This is a genomic window from Aquabacterium sp. (genome assembly GCF_035476535.1).
In the GTDB taxonomy this organism is placed as follows: Bacteria; Pseudomonadota; Gammaproteobacteria; order Burkholderiales; family Burkholderiaceae_C; genus Pseudaquabacterium.
Genome location: NZ_DATILJ010000252.1, coordinates 1 through 18,399, shown reverse-complemented (window position 1 = coordinate 18,399; position 18,399 = coordinate 1). Strand labels below are relative to the sequence as shown.

General features: G+C 66.3%; 18 protein-coding genes, 1 tRNA gene and 1 riboswitch. Of the genes, 13 read left to right on the top strand and 6 right to left on the bottom strand.

Annotation, left to right across the window (positions count from 1 at the left end; translation table 11 throughout):
* Positions 1 to 19 precede the first annotated feature (19 nt).
* The gene (locus VLK61_RS25335) at positions 20 to 634 is read left to right on the top strand and encodes a gamma-glutamylcyclotransferase (RefSeq protein WP_325425223.1); all 615 of its coding nucleotides are present in this window, start codon (positions 20 to 22) and stop codon (positions 632 to 634) included.
* Here VLK61_RS25335 and VLK61_RS25330 read toward each other — a convergent pair.
* A complete protein-coding gene (locus tag VLK61_RS25330; protein WP_325425221.1) occupies positions 631 to 1,260 on the bottom strand; it encodes a nucleotidyltransferase family protein in 630 nt (209 codons plus the stop codon). The two genes, VLK61_RS25335 and VLK61_RS25330, sit on opposite strands and share 4 nt — an antisense overlap.
* A gap of 124 nt (positions 1,261 to 1,384) precedes the next feature.
* Here VLK61_RS25330 and pdxH point away from each other — a divergent pair, with 124 nt between their 5' ends.
* Positions 1,385 to 2,023 (top strand): pyridoxamine 5'-phosphate oxidase, encoded by a 639-nt coding sequence (gene pdxH, locus VLK61_RS25325; RefSeq protein WP_325425219.1) that lies wholly within the window; start codon positions 1,385 to 1,387, stop codon positions 2,021 to 2,023.
* A gap of 18 nt (positions 2,024 to 2,041) precedes the next feature.
* Here pdxH and VLK61_RS25320 read toward each other — a convergent pair whose 3' ends face one another.
* Together VLK61_RS25320 and msrA are read right to left on the bottom strand one after the other, a co-directional pair.
* Positions 2,042 to 4,633 (bottom strand): PAS domain-containing protein, encoded by a 2,592-nt coding sequence (locus VLK61_RS25320; RefSeq protein ID WP_325425217.1) that lies wholly within the window; start codon positions 4,631 to 4,633, stop codon positions 2,042 to 2,044.
* Between the two features lie 123 nt (positions 4,634 to 4,756).
* Positions 4,757 to 5,287 (bottom strand): peptide-methionine (S)-S-oxide reductase MsrA, encoded by a 531-nt coding sequence (gene msrA, locus VLK61_RS25315; RefSeq protein WP_325425214.1) that lies wholly within the window; start codon positions 5,285 to 5,287, stop codon positions 4,757 to 4,759.
* A 131-nt stretch (positions 5,288 to 5,418) separates the two neighbouring features.
* Between msrA and VLK61_RS25310 the strand changes: the two genes are divergently transcribed.
* Positions 5,419 to 6,228 (top strand): YdcF family protein, encoded by an 810-nt coding sequence (locus VLK61_RS25310; RefSeq protein ID WP_325425212.1) that lies wholly within the window; start codon positions 5,419 to 5,421, stop codon positions 6,226 to 6,228.
* 227 nt (positions 6,229 to 6,455) lie between these two features.
* Here the strand turns inward: VLK61_RS25310 and VLK61_RS25305 are convergent, their stop codons facing one another.
* Entirely contained in the window at positions 6,456 to 8,015 is a 1,560-nt protein-coding gene (locus VLK61_RS25305; RefSeq protein ID WP_325425210.1) for a UbiD family decarboxylase domain-containing protein, read from the bottom strand.
* Between the two features lie 258 nt (positions 8,016 to 8,273).
* Between VLK61_RS25305 and VLK61_RS25300 the strand changes: the two genes are divergently transcribed.
* From VLK61_RS25300 to ribD, 10 genes are all read left to right on the top strand, one after another.
* Positions 8,274 to 9,155 carry a lytic transglycosylase domain-containing protein gene (locus tag VLK61_RS25300; protein WP_325425208.1) on the top strand — a complete coding sequence of 294 codons (882 nt, stop codon included), beginning with the start codon at positions 8,274 to 8,276 and terminating at the stop codon, positions 9,153 to 9,155.
* Positions 9,156 to 9,169: 14 nt separating this feature from the next.
* Positions 9,170 to 9,287: riboswitch (ZMP/ZTP riboswitch) on the top strand.
* Between the two features lie 74 nt (positions 9,288 to 9,361).
* Positions 9,362 to 10,609 (top strand): serine hydroxymethyltransferase, encoded by a 1,248-nt coding sequence (gene glyA, locus VLK61_RS25295; RefSeq protein WP_325425206.1) that lies wholly within the window; start codon positions 9,362 to 9,364, stop codon positions 10,607 to 10,609.
* Between the two features lie 34 nt (positions 10,610 to 10,643).
* Entirely contained in the window at positions 10,644 to 11,087 is a 444-nt protein-coding gene (nrdR, locus tag VLK61_RS25290) for a transcriptional regulator NrdR (protein ID WP_325425204.1), read from the top strand.
* Positions 11,088 to 11,199: 112 nt separating this feature from the next.
* A complete protein-coding gene (locus tag VLK61_RS25285) occupies positions 11,200 to 11,769 on the top strand; it encodes a GspH/FimT family pseudopilin (RefSeq protein WP_325425201.1) in 570 nt (189 codons plus the stop codon).
* 102 nt (positions 11,770 to 11,871) lie between these two features.
* On the top strand, positions 11,872 to 12,327 hold the full coding sequence (locus VLK61_RS25280) for a type IV pilin protein (RefSeq protein ID WP_325425199.1): 456 nt from the start codon (positions 11,872 to 11,874) through the stop codon (positions 12,325 to 12,327).
* Between the two features lie 5 nt (positions 12,328 to 12,332).
* Positions 12,333 to 12,902, top strand: coding sequence for a pilus assembly FimT family protein (locus tag VLK61_RS25275; protein ID WP_325425197.1), 570 nt, complete (start codon positions 12,333 to 12,335; stop codon positions 12,900 to 12,902).
* Positions 12,890 to 13,597 (top strand): PilW family protein, encoded by a 708-nt coding sequence (locus VLK61_RS25270; RefSeq protein ID WP_325425195.1) that lies wholly within the window; start codon positions 12,890 to 12,892, stop codon positions 13,595 to 13,597. The genes VLK61_RS25275 and VLK61_RS25270 overlap by 13 nt, the downstream gene beginning before the upstream one ends.
* Before the next feature lie 50 nt (positions 13,598 to 13,647).
* Entirely contained in the window at positions 13,648 to 14,952 is a 1,305-nt protein-coding gene (locus tag VLK61_RS25265) for a pilus assembly PilX N-terminal domain-containing protein (protein WP_325425193.1), read from the top strand.
* Between the two features lie 5 nt (positions 14,953 to 14,957).
* Positions 14,958 to 16,430 carry a type IV pilus modification PilV family protein gene (locus VLK61_RS25260; protein WP_325425191.1) on the top strand — a complete coding sequence of 491 codons (1,473 nt, stop codon included), beginning with the start codon at positions 14,958 to 14,960 and terminating at the stop codon, positions 16,428 to 16,430.
* Positions 16,431 to 16,458: 28 nt separating this feature from the next.
* Entirely contained in the window at positions 16,459 to 17,586 is a 1,128-nt protein-coding gene (ribD, locus tag VLK61_RS25255) for a bifunctional diaminohydroxyphosphoribosylaminopyrimidine deaminase/5-amino-6-(5-phosphoribosylamino)uracil reductase RibD (protein ID WP_325425189.1), read from the top strand.
* Positions 17,587 to 17,598: 12 nt separating this feature from the next.
* Here ribD and VLK61_RS25250 read toward each other — a convergent pair whose 3' ends face one another.
* A complete protein-coding gene (locus VLK61_RS25250; RefSeq protein WP_325425187.1) occupies positions 17,599 to 17,841 on the bottom strand; it encodes a hypothetical protein in 243 nt (80 codons plus the stop codon).
* 243 nt (positions 17,842 to 18,084) lie between these two features.
* Positions 18,085 to 18,161, bottom strand: a tRNA-Asp gene (locus VLK61_RS25245).
* Positions 18,162 to 18,399: the final 238 nt, after the last annotated feature.

Genomic DNA, 18,399 nt, shown 5'->3' with positions numbered 1-18,399 from the left:
TCTGCAGCGGGCTTCTGGCATGCTTCGTACCCGCACCATGTTGAAGCCCTTGCGTGATCCTTTGCCGCTGCTGGAGCGTACCCGGGCCGAGTGGGGCGGGCAGTCCGATCTGTGGGTGTTCGGTTATGCCTCGCTGATCTGGCGGCCGGAGTTCGATGCCGCCGAGCACCACCCGGCCTGGGTGCGCGGCTGGCATCGCGCGTTCAGGATGCGCTCGCGCATCAACCGCGGCTCGCCCGAGCAGCCGGGGCTGGTGTTCGCGCTGGTCTCCGGCGGCATGTGCCGCGGCGTGGTGTTCCGCATCCCGCGGGCGCAGGCCGATGCGGAGCTGAGCCGGCTGTGGGGCCGTGAAATGCCCACCGGCGTGTACGACCCGCGCTGGCTGGCCTGCCAGACCGACGGCGGGGTTGTGCATGCGCTGGCGTTTACGCTGAGCCGCCGCAGCCCCAGCTTCACCGGCCGCATCGACGATGCGCAGATGCTGCACATCCTGCGCCATGCCCAGGGCCGCTACGGCAGCACGCTGGACTATCTGCTGCAGACGGCGCATGCGCTGCGCGCGCAGCAGGTGCGCGACCGGGAGATCGAACGGCTGGTCGCGCTGGCCAGCCGCCAGGGGCTCTGCCCGACCTAGGGAACGTTCTGCGCGGCCGGCGGCGCCGCCCGGGAGCCGGCCCGCAGTGCAGCCAGGTCGTCGACGGTGTCGACATCGACCAGCACGCCCGGATCATCCACTTCCAGCCCGATCGACGGGTAGCGCGCGACCACGCGGCGGGCGCCTTCGTCGCCGGTCAGCTGCACCAGGTCGGAGAACAACTCGGCGGAGAAGCCCACCGGATGGCCGCGACGGCCGCGGTACTGCGCAAACACCACCGGGTGCTGCGTCAGCAGGCCGGCCACCGCCATCAGCGTGCCGGGGGCGACCATCGGCATGTCACCCGGCAGCACCAGCCAGCCCGGCACGTTGGGCCGGGCGGCGACACCGGCGGCGATGGAGTAGCCCATGCCCAGGCCGGACTGGCCGATGGCGCCCACTTCAGGCAATACCACGACATCGCGCCGCGCCACCCAGCGCGCCGACTCGCCGGCCAGCGGCTCGGTGGTGACCACCACCACCGGCAGGCCGCTGGCGATGGCGTGGCCAATGGTCTGCCCGAGCACGCTCTGCTCGCCGAGGTCCTGCTTCAGCTTGTGCTCGTGGCCGCGAAAGCGGCTGCCCCGGCCGGCGGCTAGCACGATGACGACAGGGTGTGCTTTCATGATCTGTCTCTAGCATGGAGGCGGCGATGCCTCTACAACAGTCGGAGGATCACTTAAGGCCTTCCACGTAGGGAGCTACCCAACGCCCGGGTCAACCCGTACGAGCGCGCGGCATACTGCGACGATGGATCCCCACATCGCCAGCCTGCGCAAGAGCTACGAACGTGCCGAACTCGACGAATCCGCGTCGGAAGAGCAACCTTTGCGCCAGTTCGACACCTGGCTGAAGCAGGCCTTGGCGGCCCAACTGCCCGAACCCAACGCGATGACCTTGGCCACGGTCGGCGAAGACGGTCGCCCGTCGACGCGCCTGGTGCTGATCAAGGGCTACGACGAGCGCGGCATCGCCTGGTACAGCAACTTCAACAGCCGCAAGGGCCGCGACATCGCCGCGCATCCTTTCGCGGCGCTGCAGTTCCATTGGGTCGAGCTGGAACGGGTGGTGCGCATCGAAGGCGCGGTGCATCTCTTCAGCGATGCCGAGGCCGATGCGTACTTCGCGTCGCGGCCGCTCGATTCACGCATCGGCGCCTGGGCCTCGCCGCAGAGCGAGGTGATCAGCTCGCGCGCCGTGCTGGTGGCCAATGCCGCGCGTTATGCCGCGCAGTTCGTGCTGTCGCCGCCGCGGCCGCCGCACTGGGGCGGCTTCCGGCTGGTGCCGGACCGCTGGGAATTCTGGCAAGGCCGCCGCAGCCGCCTGCATGACCGCCTGCGCTACCGGCTGGAGGATGGGCGCTGGGTGCGCGAGCGGCTGGCGCCCTGAGTTCAAGCGCGCCGGCCCTCAGCCACGCTCAACCTGCGTGACCAGCGCATCAATCGATGCCAGGAAACGCCGCACGTCGATCGGCTTGGTCCAGTAATCGTCGAAGCCGGCGTCGCGCGCGGCCTTCACGTCGTCCGGCATCGCGTTGGCAGACAGCGCAATGAAGCGGCAGCGCGCGTGGCGTTCGTCGGCCCGCAGGCGCTGCATCACTTCGGTGCCCGGAAAGTCGGGCAGCTGCAGGTCGAGCAGCACGACATCGGGATCGAAAGTCGCGGCGCAGGCCATCGCGCTCGAACCGTCTTCGCACATCTGCACACCCACCGCCGGCCGCATGCCGAAGACCTCGCGCAGCAGCAGCAGGTTCACCGGGTTGTCTTCGACGCACATCAGGCGCAGGCCGTGGGCCTCATGCCCGGGCTCGTCGGCGGCATGGACCACCGCGCCAGCGGCCGCCGGCACCGCCTGGGGCAGCCAGACGCGGAACTCGCTGCCCAGGCCCGGCCGGCTGTCGACCTCCACGCTGCCCTGCAGCCGTTCGACATGCCGGCGCACCAGCGTCAAGCCGATGCCGGGGCCATCGATGGCTTCGTGCTCGACACCCAGGCGCTGGAAAGGCTCGAAGGCCGCACGCAGCTGTTCGGCCCGCATGCCGCGGCCGCTGTCGCGCACCGCGAGCACCCAGCCGGGCGCGCGCTCACGCAGCTGCGTCCAGCTGCGCAGCTCGACATGGCCGCCGGGCCAGTTGTAGCGGATCGCGTTGTCCAGCAACTGGCCCAGAACCCGGGTCAGGCGCAATCGATCGGTCATCACCTCGCCCGGCAGCGGACGCGGGCCGCAGCGCAATTCGACGCCAGCCTCGCGCGCCGCGGCCTCGGCCTGCGCCAGGCAGTCGGCCGCCACCTCGTCGATCGGCACCGGTTCGAGCACGATGTCCGAAGGCTCGCCCGGGTCGCTGGTCAGCTCGAGCACTTCCTCGATCATGGCCAGCAGCTTGCGCGCCGCCGTCTCGATGCGCAGCAGGCGGTCACGCTGGCGCGGGCTGGGTTCGTCCTCGGTGTCATGCAACAGCAGCTGGCCGAAGCCCAGCACGGCATTCAGCGGCGTGCGCAGTTCGTGGCTCATGCGCGCCAGGAATTCGGTCTTCGCGCGGCTGGCCTGCTCGGCCCGTTGCGTCTCGCGCGCCTTGCCCTCGGCCAGGTGGCGTTCGGTGACATCGATGTCCACGCCGGCGACGTAGCTGGCCTGCCCCGCGGCGTCGCGCACCGCGCGGCCGAACGAAGCCAACCAGCGCTGCTCGCCGTTCGGCCAGCGCACGCGATATTCATGGCGGAAGGTCCCGCCCTGCTCGATGTGATGTTGCAGCAGCTGCGCGTACCGCCCGAGGTCGGCCGGCTCGGTGGACTCGGCCAGCACGTCTTCCACCGGCGCCGGCGAAGGCTCACGCCCGCGCAAGTGAAAGCCGACCTCGCTGAGGTAGGACGGCCGGCCATCGAGGCGCCGCTCCCAGACGCCGACGCCGGCCGCCTCGAGCACGAACCCGAGCCGTTCACGCTCGTGCGCGAGGGCCAGGCGGGCCAATTCCTGCTCGGTGACATCGACGTGCACGCCCACCGCCATGCGCTGCCCGTCGTTCAGCAGTTGGCGCGAGCGGGCATGAATCCAGCGCACCGCCTCGCTGCCCGGCACCGGGATGCGAAACACCAGGTCATCCACCTGCGGCCAGCTGGCATTGGACAGCAGCTGGCGCTCGCGCATCCAGTCGCGGTCCCGCGCGTGCACGTGCCGCGACAACCACTCTTCGAAGCTGGGCGGCCCCTCCTGCGGCGCGCGGTGATGCAAACGGTACATCTGGTCGTCCCATTCACCGACGCCGGTGTCGATGTTGCGCGACCAGAAGGCCAGGCCGATAGTTTCAGCCGCCAGGCGCATGCGTTCCGACAGGCGTAGGCTGCGCCCACGCTCGGCCGCGAGGTCGCTCAGATCGATCGAAACGCCCAACAGGCCAAGCAAGCGGCCATCGGCATCGCGGTGTGCCACGCGCCGCGTCAACAAGGTTCGCCAGCCACCTGCCGGCATCGCGTAACGCACGATCGCGTCGGCCACCCGGTCTTCGGACAAGGCCTGTCGCGCCGCGTGCGAGATGCCCTCGATGTCGTCGGGGTGCATCTGCGCACGATGGTCGGCCAAGGCCATGCTGGCACTGTCGCCGCTGGCGCCCAGCCCGGCCGAACCCCGGCGGATGAAGTGGATGCGCTTCATGTCCGCATCCACCCACCAGACGCCGACATCGGACATGTACAGCGCCCGTTCGATCAGCGCACGGTCATCGTCCCACTTGGCCTGGGGCACGGCATCCGGCACGAACCAGATCAGTCGACCGTCGGTCAGCGCCACCACGCGGCAGCGCACGCGGTGCCCATCGGGGCCCAGCAGGCGGTCGGCATCGCCTGGTGTTTCGAGGCCGGCCGCGAGCTGTTCGATCTCGGCGACGCTCAGCCCGCTGTCACGCCGCCAGTGCAACGCAGCGTCATTGAACTCGCAGCGCGAACTGCCTGCGCCGGTGCGCACGCGCACGGCCGGTGTCGGCGCCTGACGCCATACCTGTTCCATCGATCACCCAATGAAAACCGTGCCACCCGCGGCCATGCAGGGCTTCGCGGGCAGTGTACCGCCGTGTTCCGGGGCCTGAAGATCGGCCTCTTGGCACCTGGCAATGCCTTCCGGCACGGGCGCTCAGGTCCGGACACGCGCCGCGAAGGTGCGACGGAACTTCTCGACCTTGGGCGCGACGACAAAGGCGCAATAGCCCTGGCCCGGGTTGTTGGCAAAGTAGTGCTGGTGGTAGGCCTCTGCGGCGCTGTACGACGCCTCGGGCGCCAACTCGGTCACCACGCGACCCTTGTTGGCGGCGTTCACTTCGTCCAGCACCTCGCGCGCGACGGCTTGCTGCTCCGGCGCATGCCAGTAGATGCCCGATCGGTACTGCGTGCCGACATCATTGCCCTGGCGATTCAAGGTCGTCGGGTCGTGAATCACGAAGAAGATCTCCAGCACTTCCCGCAAGCTGATGCGGGCCGGGTCGAACTGCACACGCACCACTTCGGCATGGCCGGTGTCGCCACGGCAGACCTGCTCGTAGGTCGGCGACGGCAACTGGCCGTTGCTGTAGCCGGATTCGACGGCCAACACGCCATCGACCTGTTCGTACACCGCCTCCAGGCACCAGAAGCAGCCGCCGGCCAGTGTGATGGTTTCAGTGCTCATGGGGCGATCCTGTCAGCGCGTTGGGGGGCAAGCTTCATTGTCGACCGGCAGCCGAAGTTCTTACAGTGTCCAGGGGGATGGCGTCACAATGCGCCCCGTTCGTCACCGGAGTCAAACGCTTGGACAGTCTCTTGGCCACACTCGGACTGTCCGGACTCAAGCCGCTGGCAACTGCGCTGGCCTTGCCGCCGGTGCCACTGCTGTTGCTGGTGCTGATCGCCGGCCGCATGTTGGCCTCCGGCCGCCGCGGCGGTGCCGGTGCCGTGTTGTTGCTGTTCAGCGTGGCGGGTTTGTGGCTGAGCTGCTGCGCGGGCGTCGGCAACGCACTGGAACGCTGGGTGCTGCGTCCACCCGCCGCCTTGAGCGAGGCGCGCATCGCTTCGCTGCGCCACGAATCGGCAAGCCGCAAGGTGGTGGTGCTGATCCTGGGCGGCGGCCGCGAGTCGCTGGCGCCGGAGTACCGCGAGGCCCATCTGTCGGCACGATCGATGCAGCGTCTGCACTACGGGCTGTGGCTGGCCCGCCAGTTGAACGCGCCGGCCATGTTCACAGGCGGCACCGGCCTGTCGCAGTTGCCCGGCCCCGCCGAAGCCGACATCGCGGCCCGCATCGCAGAGCGCGACTACGGCCGGCGGCTGCGCTGGGTCGAAACTACATCACGCGATACGCGCGAGAACGCTGCCGCCAGCCTGAACCTGCTGACCACGCAGGGCATCACCGATGTGATCGTCGTGACCCACGATTGGCACATGCCGCGCGCTTTGCGGGCCTTCGAAGAGGCCGCCCGGCGCAACAAGCACGTGATGCAGATCATTCCGGCCCCGATGGGGCTGGCCTCAGGGGTGGATCGACCGGCACTGAACTGGATGCCGACACAAGAGGGTTTTGCACAGGTGCGTCTGACGCTGCGTGAGGCCCTGGGGCTGCTGTTCGGCGCTTGAATGGCGTTCCGGTGGAACCACGCCAGTCGACCCAGAAATCAAAACCCCTCCGAACCTTGCGGTGCGGAGGGGTGGGTGGCAACCAGCCACCATATGGAGCTCCGGAGGTAGTGGGTCCAGGGCTCCTGTAGCGCAGAGAGTGCGCAACGGTTGATGCCTTGATCACAAGGCCCCTCAACCTTAGTGCAGGGGGCGCTGGCTTTCAAGCTCGCTCGCGTGCATTTCTTTCAGCCAGACGACATCAGGCGGTCGAACAGCGCCGCCGCCCGCGCATCGGCCTCAGGCGACATCACGATGGGCCGGCCCCATTCCCGTGTCGTCTCACCGGGCCATTTGTGGGTGGCATCCAGCCCCATCTTGCCGCCCAGGCCGCTGACGGGCGAAGCAAAGTCCAGGTAGTCGATCGGTGTTTCGGCCACCAGCGTGGTATCGCGCACCGGGTCCATTCGGGTGGTGATGGCCCACACCACGTCCTTCCAGTCGCGGATGTTCACGTCGTCGTCGGTCACCACGATGAACTTGGTGTACATGAACTGGCGCAGGAAGCTCCACAGCCCGAACATCAGCCGCTTTGCATGCCCCGGGTAGCTTTTGCGGATGGCGATCACCGCCATGCGGTAGCTGCAGCCCTCGGGCGGCAGGTAGAAGTCGACGATCTCCGGAAACTGCCGCTGCAGGATGGGCACGAACACCTCGTTCAGTGCCATACCCAGCACGGCCGGCTCGTCGGGCGGCTTGCCGGTGTAGGTGGAGTGGTAGACCGGATCACGCCGGTGCGTCAGCCGGTCGATGCGGAACACCGGGAACCAGTCCTGCTCGTTGTAATAGCCGGTGTGGTCGCCGTAGGGCCCCTCCAGCGCCTGCAGGTAGCCGCCCTGCTCGCGCAGCGGCACACCATGGTCGCTGACCCCCTTGAATCCGGGGGGGGCTGTGGGAATATGACCTTCGAGGATCAGCTCGGCCGTCGCCGGCACCTGCAGCGGCTTGCCCGGCTCGCCGACGCTGCAATCGACCAGCTCGGTTGCGCTGCCGCGCAACAGGCCGGCGAACTGGTACTCCGACAGGCTGTCGGGCACCGGCGTCACCGCGCCCAGCGTCGTCGCCGGGTCAGCGCCCAGGGCCACCGCGATCGGGAAGGGCTGGCCGGGCCGGGCCAGCGCAAACTCGCGGAAGTCCAGTGCGCCGCCGCGGTGCGCCAGCCAGCGCATGATCACTTCGCGCCGGCCGATCACCTGCTGTCGGTAGATGCCGATGTTCTGGCGCAGCCGCGGCTTGGCGATGCCCTGCTGCGGACCCCGCGTGACCACCAGGCCCCAGGTGATCAGCGGCGCGGCATCCCCGGGCCAGCAGGTCTGGATGGGCCAGGCGGCCAAGTCGATGTCATCGCCTACCAGCTCGACTTCGCGGCAGGGCCCGTCGCGACGCCGCACCGGCTTCATGTCCCACAGGGCCTTGGCCATCTGCACCAGACGGCCGGCGTCTTTCAGTCCGTGAGGGGGCTCTGGCTCCTTCAATCGGGCCAACAGGCTGCCGATGTCGCGCAGTTCTCCGACCGCGTCGGCCCCCATCCCTAAAGCAACACGCCGTGGCGTGCCGAACAGATTGGCCAGCACCGGAACGCCCGTCGGCCCCGTTTGCTCGAACCACAGCGCGGGGCCGCCGACCCTCAGCACACGGTCGGCCAGCGCCGTCATCTCCAGCACCGGAGACACCGGTTCAGGCACCCGGCGCAGTTCGCCCAGGCGCTCCAACTGCGCAGCGAAGTCCCGCAGATCACGATATTTCATGGCGGAAATTGCATTAGAGAAGCGTTTTATATACTTGACCGGTTATTTCCGGTCTTCCTAGAATCCGCCAGACCTGATTGATTCAGGGTTTCCCCGTGCTCTTCCTGGTTGGGATGGAAGAGCGACACGCTGCCAGAGCCGTGCTGGCGCCGCAATCCTGCGGCCTTTCCAGCAAGCGGCCCATTATCGTCGTCACCCGTTTCGGCCAGCCGGGCCACTGACCTGGCGGCAGTGGTGTGTCGATGCGGAAAGGAAGTCATGACAGCGATTTCGACACTGCGGGCCCTGCTTCGGCAGGGTGTGCAGTCCGTCCATGTGTTCGTGCGCGATGTGGGCGCCGGGCTGCTCGAGGTGAGCCACAACTCGCTGGCCCTGCTGGGCCTGTGTGTCGTGGCCGCGGCGGTGTTCGCCGGCGGTCGGGCCGATGTGCGCGACACCATCGAGCAGCACGCGCTGGGTTGGCTGCAGGCCCGCCAGGAAGCGCGTGAGCCAGCGCCCTTGATGGCCGAACTGGCGCAGCCGGATGCGGTCACCCGCGCCACCGCGGTGGATTTGAGCGCCTTGCCCCGGCAACAGACGGCAGTGGTGAAGTGGCTGTCCAAGCGCTACCGCGTCGCCCCGGAACCCGTGGGGGCGCTGGTGCAGGAAGCCTGGCAGGTGGGTCAGCGCGTGGGCATCGACCCGACCTTGATCCTGGCCGTGATGGCCATCGAGTCCAGTTTCAACCCGTTTGCGCAAAGCCCCGTCGGCGCCCAGGGCCTGATGCAGGTGATGACCCACATTCACGATGACAAGTACGTGGCTTTTGGCGGCACCCGTGCGGCCTTCGATCCGGTGACCAACCTGCGCGTTGGTGTCCAGGTGCTGAAGGAATGCATTGCCCGCGCTGGGGGGCTCGAAGCCGGGCTGCGTCACTACGTGGGCGCGGCCAACCTCGGTGAAGACGGCGGTTATGTCGTGAAGGTGCTGGCCGAGCAGTTGAACCTGCGCCGCGTGGCCGATGGCAAGGCCGTCGCGATCAACGCGCCCTTGCCTTCCGCCGTGCCGGCCACAGTGCCCGTCATCCTGCCGGCGGCCGCGAATCCGGCCGAACCGGCCTCATCTCAGCCCGGCGCGGAACGGATCGCCCTGCTGCGCTGAGCCTCCGCTACACTTCAGCTTCGCGCGACTGGCGATAGGGCCTCTCCGGCCCGAGGTGGATCACCACCGTGGAGCGCGACCGGCGGCATGTGTGCGCCGCTGGCTTGTCAGCCGTTCGCCTGGGCAGTCTGTCGTCGCCGGCCCCGTCCTCCGAGATGTGGCGCTGGCAGCGCGCAGGACATCATCTTCATCGAGGACTGCCCATCATGTTCGACCGTTCCTTTTCCACCGTTGCCAACGTCGACCCCGATCTGTGGGCCACGATCCAGGCCGAGAACGAGCGCCAGGAAGCGCACATCGAGCTGATTGCCTCGGAGAACTATGCGTCGCCGGCGGTGATGCAGGCCCAGGGTTCGCAGCTCACCAACAAGTACGCTGAAGGTTACCCGGGCAAACGCTACTACGGCGGCTGCGAACATGTGGACGTCGTCGAGCAGTTGGCGATCGACCGGCTGAAGACCTTGTTCGGCGCAGAAAATGCCAATGTGCAGCCCAATTCGGGCTCGCAGGCCAATCAGGCGGTGTTCTTCGGCCTGCTGCGGCCGGGCGACACGATCATGGGCATGAGCCTGGCCGAAGGCGGCCACCTGACGCACGGCATGCCGCTCAACATGAGCGGCAAGTGGTTCAAGGTCGTCAGCTACGGCCTCGATGCGAGCGAGGCCATCGACTACGACGCGATGGAACGCCAGGCCCATGCCGAAAGGCCGAAGCTGATCATTGCCGGCGCGTCGGCCTACTCGCTGCGCATCGACTTCGAGCGCTTCGCGAAAGTGGCCAAGGACATCGGCGCCTATTTCATGGTCGACATGGCGCACTACGCAGGGTTGATCGCTGCTGGCGTGTACCCCAATCCGGTGCCGCATGCCGACGTGGTGACTTCCACCACCCACAAGACGCTGCGCGGACCACGTGGCGGCCTGATCCTGATGAAGGACGCGGTGGCCAAGCAGATCAACAGCGCGATCTTCCCCGGCATCCAGGGCGGACCGCTGATGCATGTGATTGCCGGCAAGGCCGTCGCATTCAAGGAGGCCTTGTCGCCCGAGTTCAAGGTCTATCAGCAGCAGGTGGTGAAGAACGCCGCAGCGATGGCCGAGACGCTGGTGCAGCGCGGCCTGCGCATCGTCTCGGGCCGCACCGAGAGCCACGTGATGCTGGTCGACCTGCGGGCCAAGGGCATCACCGGCAAGGAAGCCGAGAATCTGCTCGGCCAGGCCCACATCACGTGCAACAAGAACGCGATCCCGAACGATCCGCAGAAGCCGATGGTCACCAGCGGCATCCGGCTCGGATCACCGGCCATGACGACACGCGGTTTCGGCGAAGTCGAGGCCCGTGCCACGGCCAACCTGATTGCCGATGTGCTGGACAAGCCGCAGGACGAAGCCAACATCGCCGCGGTGCGTGCCAAGGTAGCGGCCCTGACGCGGGACTTCCCGGTCTACCGCTGAGCGCGGCCGGGCAGCGCAACAGTCCGCCGCATTGATGCGCTGCCCCTACTGTAGCCACGAAGAGACGCAGGTTGTCGAGACCCGCGAATCGGATGAAGGCGATGTCATCCGCCGGCGCCGGCGCTGCCTGAAATGCGACAAGCGCTTCACGACCTACGAGCGCGCGGAGATCGCAATGCCGGCGGTCGTCAAGAAGGACGGCGCGCGCACCGAGTACGACCCCATCAAGCTGCGCGGCTCGATGATGCTGGCTCTGCGCAAGCGGCCGGTCAGCGTGGAGCAGGTGGATGCAGCGATGGAGCGCATCCAGGACAAGCTGCTCGCCTCCGGCGCCCGCGAAGTGCCCAGCGCCCGGCTGGGCGAGTTGGTCATGCGCGAGCTCAAGCGCATCGACAAGGTGGCCTATGTGCGCTTTGCCTCGGTGTATCGCAGCTTTGAAGACGTCGACGAGTTCCGGCAGCTGATCCGCGACATCTGAGCCCCCCCCAAAAGGGGGCCCCCTTCGCCAAAGCCTGAACACCCCCTCCAGGGCGACGCGGCGACGGGCCTGAATTTCTACAGTGAGCGCATTCCCTTTCACGGAGCGCTCGATGTCTCGCACCCCCGCCATTCGCCTGTCAGGTCTCGCCATCAGCCGCCGCCTGCAGCGCGGCCTGACGATGATCGAAACCCTGTGTGTCGTCTCGGTGCTGGCCACCACGCTGGGCATCGCGACGCCCAGCATGAAGAGCTGGCAATTGAAGCAGGCGCTGCACGCGACGGCCGCCGAGCTCGAGACGGACATCCAGTACGCCCGCTCTCAAGCCGTCGCGACACAGCGGCCGGTGCGCTTGGATACCCAGGTCCTGGGCAACAGCAGCTGCTATGTGCTGCACACCGGCAGCGCCCATGAGTGCACCTGCATGGGCCAGAGTCAGGTGCAGTGCACGGGTGAGGCCCGTGTCCTGCGCGTGGCGGAACAGCGCAATGATGGCTCGGTGCGGTTGACCACCACGAAGGTTTCGATTGTCTTCGATCCCAAGCGCGGCACCGTTACGCCCACGGCAACCCTGAAGCTGGCGGACAGCCAGGGACGCGCGGTCCACCAGATCGTCAATATCATGGGACGCGTGCGCTCCTGCTCGCCGCAAGGTGCATCTGCCGGCATCAAGGCCTGCTGAAGCCCCCTAGCTCAGGGGAGTCGGCGATAGACGGTCGGCCTGTCCGGATGAATGGCAGGTAGCTGTTCGTCGGCGTGTTTCATCCGTGCCAATAATCGCGCCATGCGACATCCAGTCCGCCCATTGCGCCGAGTGATCGGTGTCACGCTGATCGAACTTCTGGTTGCGGTTGCCATCGCCGCGATTCTTGGCGCGATTGCCTATCCAGCCTTCATGCAGTCGATCTACAAAGGCCGCCGGGCGGATGCGTCGGCAGGCCTGATCCGGGTACAACAGGCAATGGAGCGCTGGCGCTCAAACCACTCGGCGTACACCGACAGCGCCGCCGACCTGAACACGTCGCTGTCCTCGCCGGATGGGCACTACACGTTGGTGATCACACTCGCGAATAGCGGCACGGCATACCTGATCAAGGCAACCGCAGTCGGTGTCCAGGCGAGCGACACGCAGTGCAAGTTCCTGACTGTTGCGATGTCAGGGACAGATCTTGTCTACTCATCGTCCTCGGACGGCACAAGCTTCGTCAGTTCGCCAAACAACCCGTGTTGGGCGCGGTGAAAGCGATGCGCAACACGAACCACGCACGCGGCATGACGCTGATGGAGTTGCTGGTGGGCATCGCCATTCTGGCGATCCTTCTTGCGGTCGGCGTGCCATCGTTGCGTGAGTGGATCATCCAACAACGCGTCAAGGCCATCGCGTCCGAACTGGTGACGGATCTGCAGTTGGCCCGGTCCGAATCCATCACCCGAAACTTCGCGATCCGGGTCAGCTTCAAGAGCAGCCCCTCGCTCACCTGCTACACGGTGCACACCGGTCGAGGCATTTTGTTCCAAGAGTGTGATTGCACCTTGCCGGCGGGCACCGCCTGCAACGGCAGGGGCTTGTCCGAGGTAAAGACCGTGACCGTGCCGGCTGTGTCAGGCGTGACCATCATGCCGGCAGCACCACCCAACAACTTCGTGGAATTTGGCGAGAACGCCCGGTTCAGCCTGACCGCCGGGGTGCCGGTAACCATCTCGGATGGTGGATCGAAGACCCTTGTCGTGGCGACCTCGGCACTGGTTCAGCGACCCTCGGTGTGTATTCCTGCAGGCTCCTCCATGGCCGGATTTCCGTCATGCGCACCGTGATGCCACACATCACGCGTCACGCGATCGTGTCGCGCTCCCGCGGCCTGTCGATCATCGAGTTGCTGGTCGGCATTGCCGTTGGCATGTTTGTGCTGGCAGGTGCGGCGATGGTGGTGACCAACCAGATCACGGACAACCGTCGCCTGTTGCTGGAGACCCAGATTCAGCAAGATCTGCGGGCCGCGATGGACATCATCTCCCGTGACGTTCGGCGAAGCGGCTATTGGTCGAATGCCTACACCATGGTGTCGCCAGACAAGACCGTCGTGCAGAACCCCTACCGGTCCGCCGGAATGGACGCCAATCCGGTCAACATGATCACCTACACCTACTCGCACGACCACGACCTCAGCCGCGTCGAGTCCAACGCAGCGGAAGCCGACGAGCAGAGCGGATTCAAGCTCGCGGCGGACGTTATCCAGGCCAATCTGGGTGGTGGCAACTGGCAGGCGTTGACCGATCCCAGCGTGGTTCGGGTGACCGCATTCACGGCCCAGATCAACACGACGACAGTGCCCCTGCCGGTCTGTGCTAGCCCTCCGTGCGCGCCCGTCAGCGCCGGGTGTGGCGCCGCAAGTGCGCTGTTCGTGCGCGATGTCGTCCTGTCGATCACCGGGGAGGCAGTCCACGACGACAGCGTCAAGCGCAGCCTTGTCAGCACTGTGCGCTTGCGCAACGATCAGGTGTGCCAATGACGCCGACAAACGCAGCACGTTTGCGATTCACGCCAGCGCCAGCCCAAGGGATGGCAACCCTCACGATCGTGATGGTGCTGTTCTTCGTCATGGCCATGGTCGCGGCCTACACCAACCGCAACCTGATCTTCGAGCAACGCACTTCGGCCAACAGCTTCCGCAGCGCCCAGGCACTGACTGTGGCCGAGGCCGGTGTCGACTGGGCGCTGGCGATGCTCAACGGCGGCACGATTGGCGAAGATTGCGTCGGCGTTGCCGGGGGGAACACAGACTTTCGCTCGCGTTACCTCAACCTCGGCGTCGACGGCGCGTTCACCACCTCTTTCTGGCCGAGCGCCTCGGGCAACGTGACACCAACGCCCAGCTGCGTGATGAGCGAAACCGGGTGGAACTGCAGCTGTCCGAATGGCCCGACGGTCGCCTTGCCCGTTTCCGGAGCCGAAGCGCCGGTGGTCTTCAGGATCACACTGGAGCGCGTCCCTTCCACTGAAGCTGGTGTCAAGGCCTACCCTGGCGTTGTTCCCTTGACAGTGCGAGGCTGCACAGCCGCGCTGAAGGGGCAGATCGATGCGAGCAACGTCAATTCGGATTCATCGTGCCACCGGTCTGACACCAACAACCTGACCGAAGTCGATGCGCAGGCCGGCATCAACGTGGCGCTGGGGCTCGTGAGTGCCTTGCCCGTGGCACCTGTGGCGCCCCTGACCGTTGGCGGCGCGATCACCCAGGCTCCCGCATCGACACTGCGCGCCAGCAACCCGGACCCCAGCACCGGTGTGGCGCTGCACGCCGGCGGCGATATCACGGACCTCACCGCAATCCAAACGGTGGGTCCGGCGGGCAGCGCAGCCGATCTGCTGTTGCGGAACGACGCCGAAATGAACACGATGGCGGCAAGCTCGGACACGTTCTTCCAGGCCCTTTTCGGCATGATGCCGGCGGACTACCAGGAACAACCCGCTGCGGTGAAAGTGGCCTGTGGCGGCGGCTGCACGTCGTCCACCAATCTGGCGCCAGTGCTGATTTCCAATCCAACCCGTGTCATCTGGATCAACGGCAACCTCACGTTCGACGTGGCCGCCACCTTCGGCTCGGCCAACCAGCCGGTGATGATTGTCGTGACCGGCAATCTCACGTTCTCTGCGCCGGTCACGGTCTATGGAGCGATCTACAGCGGCGGCAACGTGATCTGGACTGCCGGAGGCGGCACGGTCATCGGCGCCGTTGTCGCCATCGGCAGCTACACCGGGTCGGGCAACGCGACGTTCGCCTATGACCAGGGAGTCGTGCGGCGACTGCGCCAAAGTTACGGCTCCTTCGTCCGGGTTCCGGGCAGCTGGCGCATTCAATACTGATCATGATGTCGCATCGACCGAAGTTTTCTCAACGCGGCGTCACGCTGATCGAAGCGCTGATTGCCATGGCCGTGATGGCCTTTGGCATGCTGGCGCTGGTGGGCGTGCAGACGACGCTGCGCGTGAATGCCGACTTGGCGAAGCAGCGTGCCGAGGCGACCCGCATTGCCGAGCAGGAGATTGAAGAGCTGCGCAGTTTCGTGACGGTCGCGGACTACGACAACCTGGCCCTGGCACCAGGGGCGCAGACCATCACGCTGCCGGAATCCAACACGACATACACGCTTTCCCGGCAAATGTTCGGTCAGGCCGATGGTCTGCACCGAACCGTCAAGGTCATGGTGAGCTGGGATGACCGCCAGGGCCAAGAGCGCCATGTGATCTTGCGCGATGTGTTGGCCCGCGCTGCGCCGGTCTTGTCCGGCCTGGTATCGGCTGTGAAGAAGGTGACCATCGCAGGGCAAAGCAAGAACCGCCATCCCACCATTCCGGTTCGGGCGGGCGATCTCGGCAATCAGACCAGCGGTTTCAAGCCTACCGAGGGTGGCACGGTGGCCTGGGTGTTCAACAACACCACGGGGGTGATCACCAGCGTCTGCGTCGTAGTCGTCGGCACTTCGTCGAGTACCCTCACGACCAGCGACCTGAGCGGCTGCGAGGCCACGAATGCGCAGTTGCTGGCGGGCTTCGTGCGCTTCAATCTGCGCGGCGTCAGCCAGGATCTGCTCAACGGCACCAGTGTGTACAAGCCAGTGCCTGGCGGCGAGGTGGCTTATGTCATCGACAACACCCTGAAGCAGGTCATCTCGCGTTGCAGCGTGGCGGCCGCCAAAACCAGTCTGACGCTCACGACAGCTGATCTGACGACCTGTACGGCGCTGGCGCCGCCGCAGACCATTGCGACTTTCGACGCAGCGGATCCGGCGGGCTACACCCTGGTCGCCGGCGATTCCGAGGACCCGCGTTGGCCAGCACTGAACCTCGACGTGGATTTGGCACACGACGGTTCCGATCCGGTCGCGGGGCACACAAAAGCGCCGCGCTGTTTCGCCGATTCGCCCGCCACATCGGCCGCCGCCAACAGTCAGTCAACGGTTCAATACTTCTGCATCATCTATCCCAGGAACGATGGCACGAACGCTTGGGCCGGCACCTCCACGGTGGTACCGCTGGCCTTCAGTGAAGGCAATAGCGCCAACTGGTCCGTCGGCGCGGCAGCCGACGCCTACCGTGTCTGCCGCTACACGCCTTCAACCAACCAATATGCGGACAACCCGGACCACCCTGCCATCTACTCCAAGTGGACGGCTGGCTGCGGCACAGCGGCGGGCACGCCTGCATGCCGCATGGTCACAGGCAACCTGATCAACCAGAACTTCCTGGTGATCGAGGGCAGCAAGACCTGTCCCACAGACGTCGCCGTCAACCCCGCTGCGGGCGACCTGGTCAACACCAACACGCTGCAACACCAACCCTGACAGCCTTTTCGGCAGCACCGGGTATCGCATGCCACTGAGCCAGGCTGATCACGCGCTGCTGCAGCGCTCCGTGCAACTGGCGCACCAGTCAATCAGCCTGTCCGAACCGAACCCGCGCGTCGGCTGCGTGCTGCACGATGCCAACGGCCTGCTGACCGGCGAAGGCTTCACGCAGCAGGCTGGTGGGCCGCATGCTGAGGTGATGGCCTTGCGCAGCGCCATGGCCGCCGGCCATGATCTGCGCGGCGGCACCGCCTGGGTCAGCCTGGAGCCCTGCGCGCACCACGGCCGTACCCCGCCTTGCTGCGACGCACTGGTAGCCGCCGGCTTGGCGCGCGTGGTGGTCGCGACCCAGGACCCCTACCCAGAGGTTGCAGGCCAGGGCATCGCGAGGCTGCGTGCGGCCGGCATCAGGGTCGACCTTGCCGATGGCGATACAGCTCGCGAGGCCCGCGAACTGAACATCGGCTTCTTCTCGCGCATCCTGCGCGGCCGGCCCTGGGTGCGCCTGAAAGTGGCTGCGTCCCTCGATGGCCGCACCGCGCTGCCCGATGGCACCAGCCAATGGATCACGGGCCCCGTGGCGCGGGCGGATGGCCACCGCTGGCGCCAGCGCGCTGGTGCCGTCCTCACCGGCATCGGCACGGTGCAGGCAGACGACCCGCGCCTGGATGTGCGCCTGGTCGACTGTGCGTGCCAACCCTTGCGGGTGGTACTCGATTCGAGCCTGAGCCTGCCCCCGACTGCACGCATCCTGCAGCCCCCGGGCCACGTGCTGGTCGTGGGGGCCATGGCCAACCCGGAGAAGACTGAGGCGCTGCGCAGGCAAGGCGCGGAAGTACTGCTATTGCCGAATGCGAGCGGCCAGGTGGATCTGGCTGCCTTGATCAGTCAATTGACCGAACGGGGCATCAACGAGTTGCATGTCGAGGCGGGAGCCACGCTGAACGCCGCCCTGCTGGCTGGCGGCCATGCCGACGAGGTCCTGGCCTACCTGGCGCCGAAGCTGCTAGGCCCGGGGCGGGACATCGCCGCCTGGGCGCCGTTGGTGAATCTGACGCAAGCCGTGGGCCTGCGATTCGTGGCGCATGACATCGTCGGTGACGACCTGCGCCTGCGCGCGCGTCTGCCCGGGGCCGACGCCTTCCTGGATTGACCGCCTGGCGCCTCAGTGCAGGTCACTGAGCCGCACGGCCGGCGTGCGGAACTCGCGGCCGACCACTGCACGAGCATACAAGTAGTTGCAACGTGCGCGGTCACTGAGCTTGTCGAGGTTGACCTGACCACGGGCATCACAGGGAAAGGACATGCCGCGACCTTCGACGAACAGCGAATCGAAGCGCAGTTCGTAGTGGGCTGCGGATTCGCTCGACCTCTGGGTGCAGGACATGTTGGCCTCGCTCTCATGCATCAGGATTCGATGATCAGAGCTTAGACAGGTACAGCTTGGAGCGCTTTGGGCGACCATCGATTCAGAAGGTCGGTCGATGTCGCGACGCACTGTAGGAAGTCGTCCGACAAGGCCGTCTGCGTCACGGCATGCTGCGGCAAAGTTCTCGAAGCGGGCACAAAAAAGCCCCTCGCGGGGCTCAATCGATCTGCAGCTGCTCGTGGCACCACTGCTGTGCCGCGAGAACCTCTTGCATTGAACATTTGGCGGAGTGGACGGGACTCGAACCCGCGACCCCCGGCGTGACAGGCCGGTATTCTAACCAACTGAACTACCACTCCGGTGCGTTCAAGCAAGTCTTGCACTATAGCAGAGATTGGCTGGCCAGTGCAAGAGAGTCTTTTCCAACGAGGTGTGAGCCTGGAGCCAGATGCGAGATTCCAACGAGGAATGAGCCTGGAGAGGGCGAGAGGCTGGTGGGCCGTGCGGCCCACCAGGGTCAGCAAGCGCGGGGTATCGATCATCGAATCGATGGTGATCGACATGAACGAGGCGCAGGTACGCACGCTGGAGCAGGTG

Bases quoted from the DNA above. Each gene is read 5' to 3' on its own strand.
- VLK61_RS25335 (WP_325425223.1), top strand. From the start codon at position 20: ATGCTTCGTACCCGCACCATGTTGAAGCCCTTGCGTGATCCTTTGCCG.
- VLK61_RS25330 (WP_325425221.1), bottom strand. From the start codon at position 1,260: ATGAAAGCACACCCTGTCGTCATCGTGCTAGCCGCCGGCCGGGGCAGC.
- pdxH (WP_325425219.1), top strand. From the start codon at position 1,385: ATGGATCCCCACATCGCCAGCCTGCGCAAGAGCTACGAACGTGCCGAA.
- VLK61_RS25320 (WP_325425217.1), bottom strand. From the start codon at position 4,633: ATGGAACAGGTATGGCGTCAGGCGCCGACACCGGCCGTGCGCGTGCGC.
- msrA (WP_325425214.1), bottom strand. From the start codon at position 5,287: ATGAGCACTGAAACCATCACACTGGCCGGCGGCTGCTTCTGGTGCCTG.
- VLK61_RS25305 (WP_325425210.1), bottom strand. From the start codon at position 8,015: ATGAAATATCGTGATCTGCGGGACTTCGCTGCGCAGTTGGAGCGCCTG.
- VLK61_RS25300 (WP_325425208.1), top strand. From the start codon at position 8,274: ATGACAGCGATTTCGACACTGCGGGCCCTGCTTCGGCAGGGTGTGCAG.
- glyA (WP_325425206.1), top strand. From the start codon at position 9,362: ATGTTCGACCGTTCCTTTTCCACCGTTGCCAACGTCGACCCCGATCTG.
- nrdR (WP_325425204.1), top strand. From the start codon at position 10,644: ATGCGCTGCCCCTACTGTAGCCACGAAGAGACGCAGGTTGTCGAGACC.
- VLK61_RS25285 (WP_325425201.1), top strand. From the start codon at position 11,200: ATGTCTCGCACCCCCGCCATTCGCCTGTCAGGTCTCGCCATCAGCCGC.
- VLK61_RS25280 (WP_325425199.1), top strand. From the start codon at position 11,872: ATGCGACATCCAGTCCGCCCATTGCGCCGAGTGATCGGTGTCACGCTG.
- VLK61_RS25275 (WP_325425197.1), top strand. From the start codon at position 12,333: ATGCGCAACACGAACCACGCACGCGGCATGACGCTGATGGAGTTGCTG.
- VLK61_RS25270 (WP_325425195.1), top strand. From the start codon at position 12,890: ATGCGCACCGTGATGCCACACATCACGCGTCACGCGATCGTGTCGCGC.
- VLK61_RS25265 (WP_325425193.1), top strand. From the start codon at position 13,648: ATGGCAACCCTCACGATCGTGATGGTGCTGTTCTTCGTCATGGCCATG.
- VLK61_RS25260 (WP_325425191.1), top strand. From the start codon at position 14,958: ATGTCGCATCGACCGAAGTTTTCTCAACGCGGCGTCACGCTGATCGAA.
- ribD (WP_325425189.1), top strand. From the start codon at position 16,459: ATGCCACTGAGCCAGGCTGATCACGCGCTGCTGCAGCGCTCCGTGCAA.
- VLK61_RS25250 (WP_325425187.1), bottom strand. From the start codon at position 17,841: ATGCATGAGAGCGAGGCCAACATGTCCTGCACCCAGAGGTCGAGCGAA.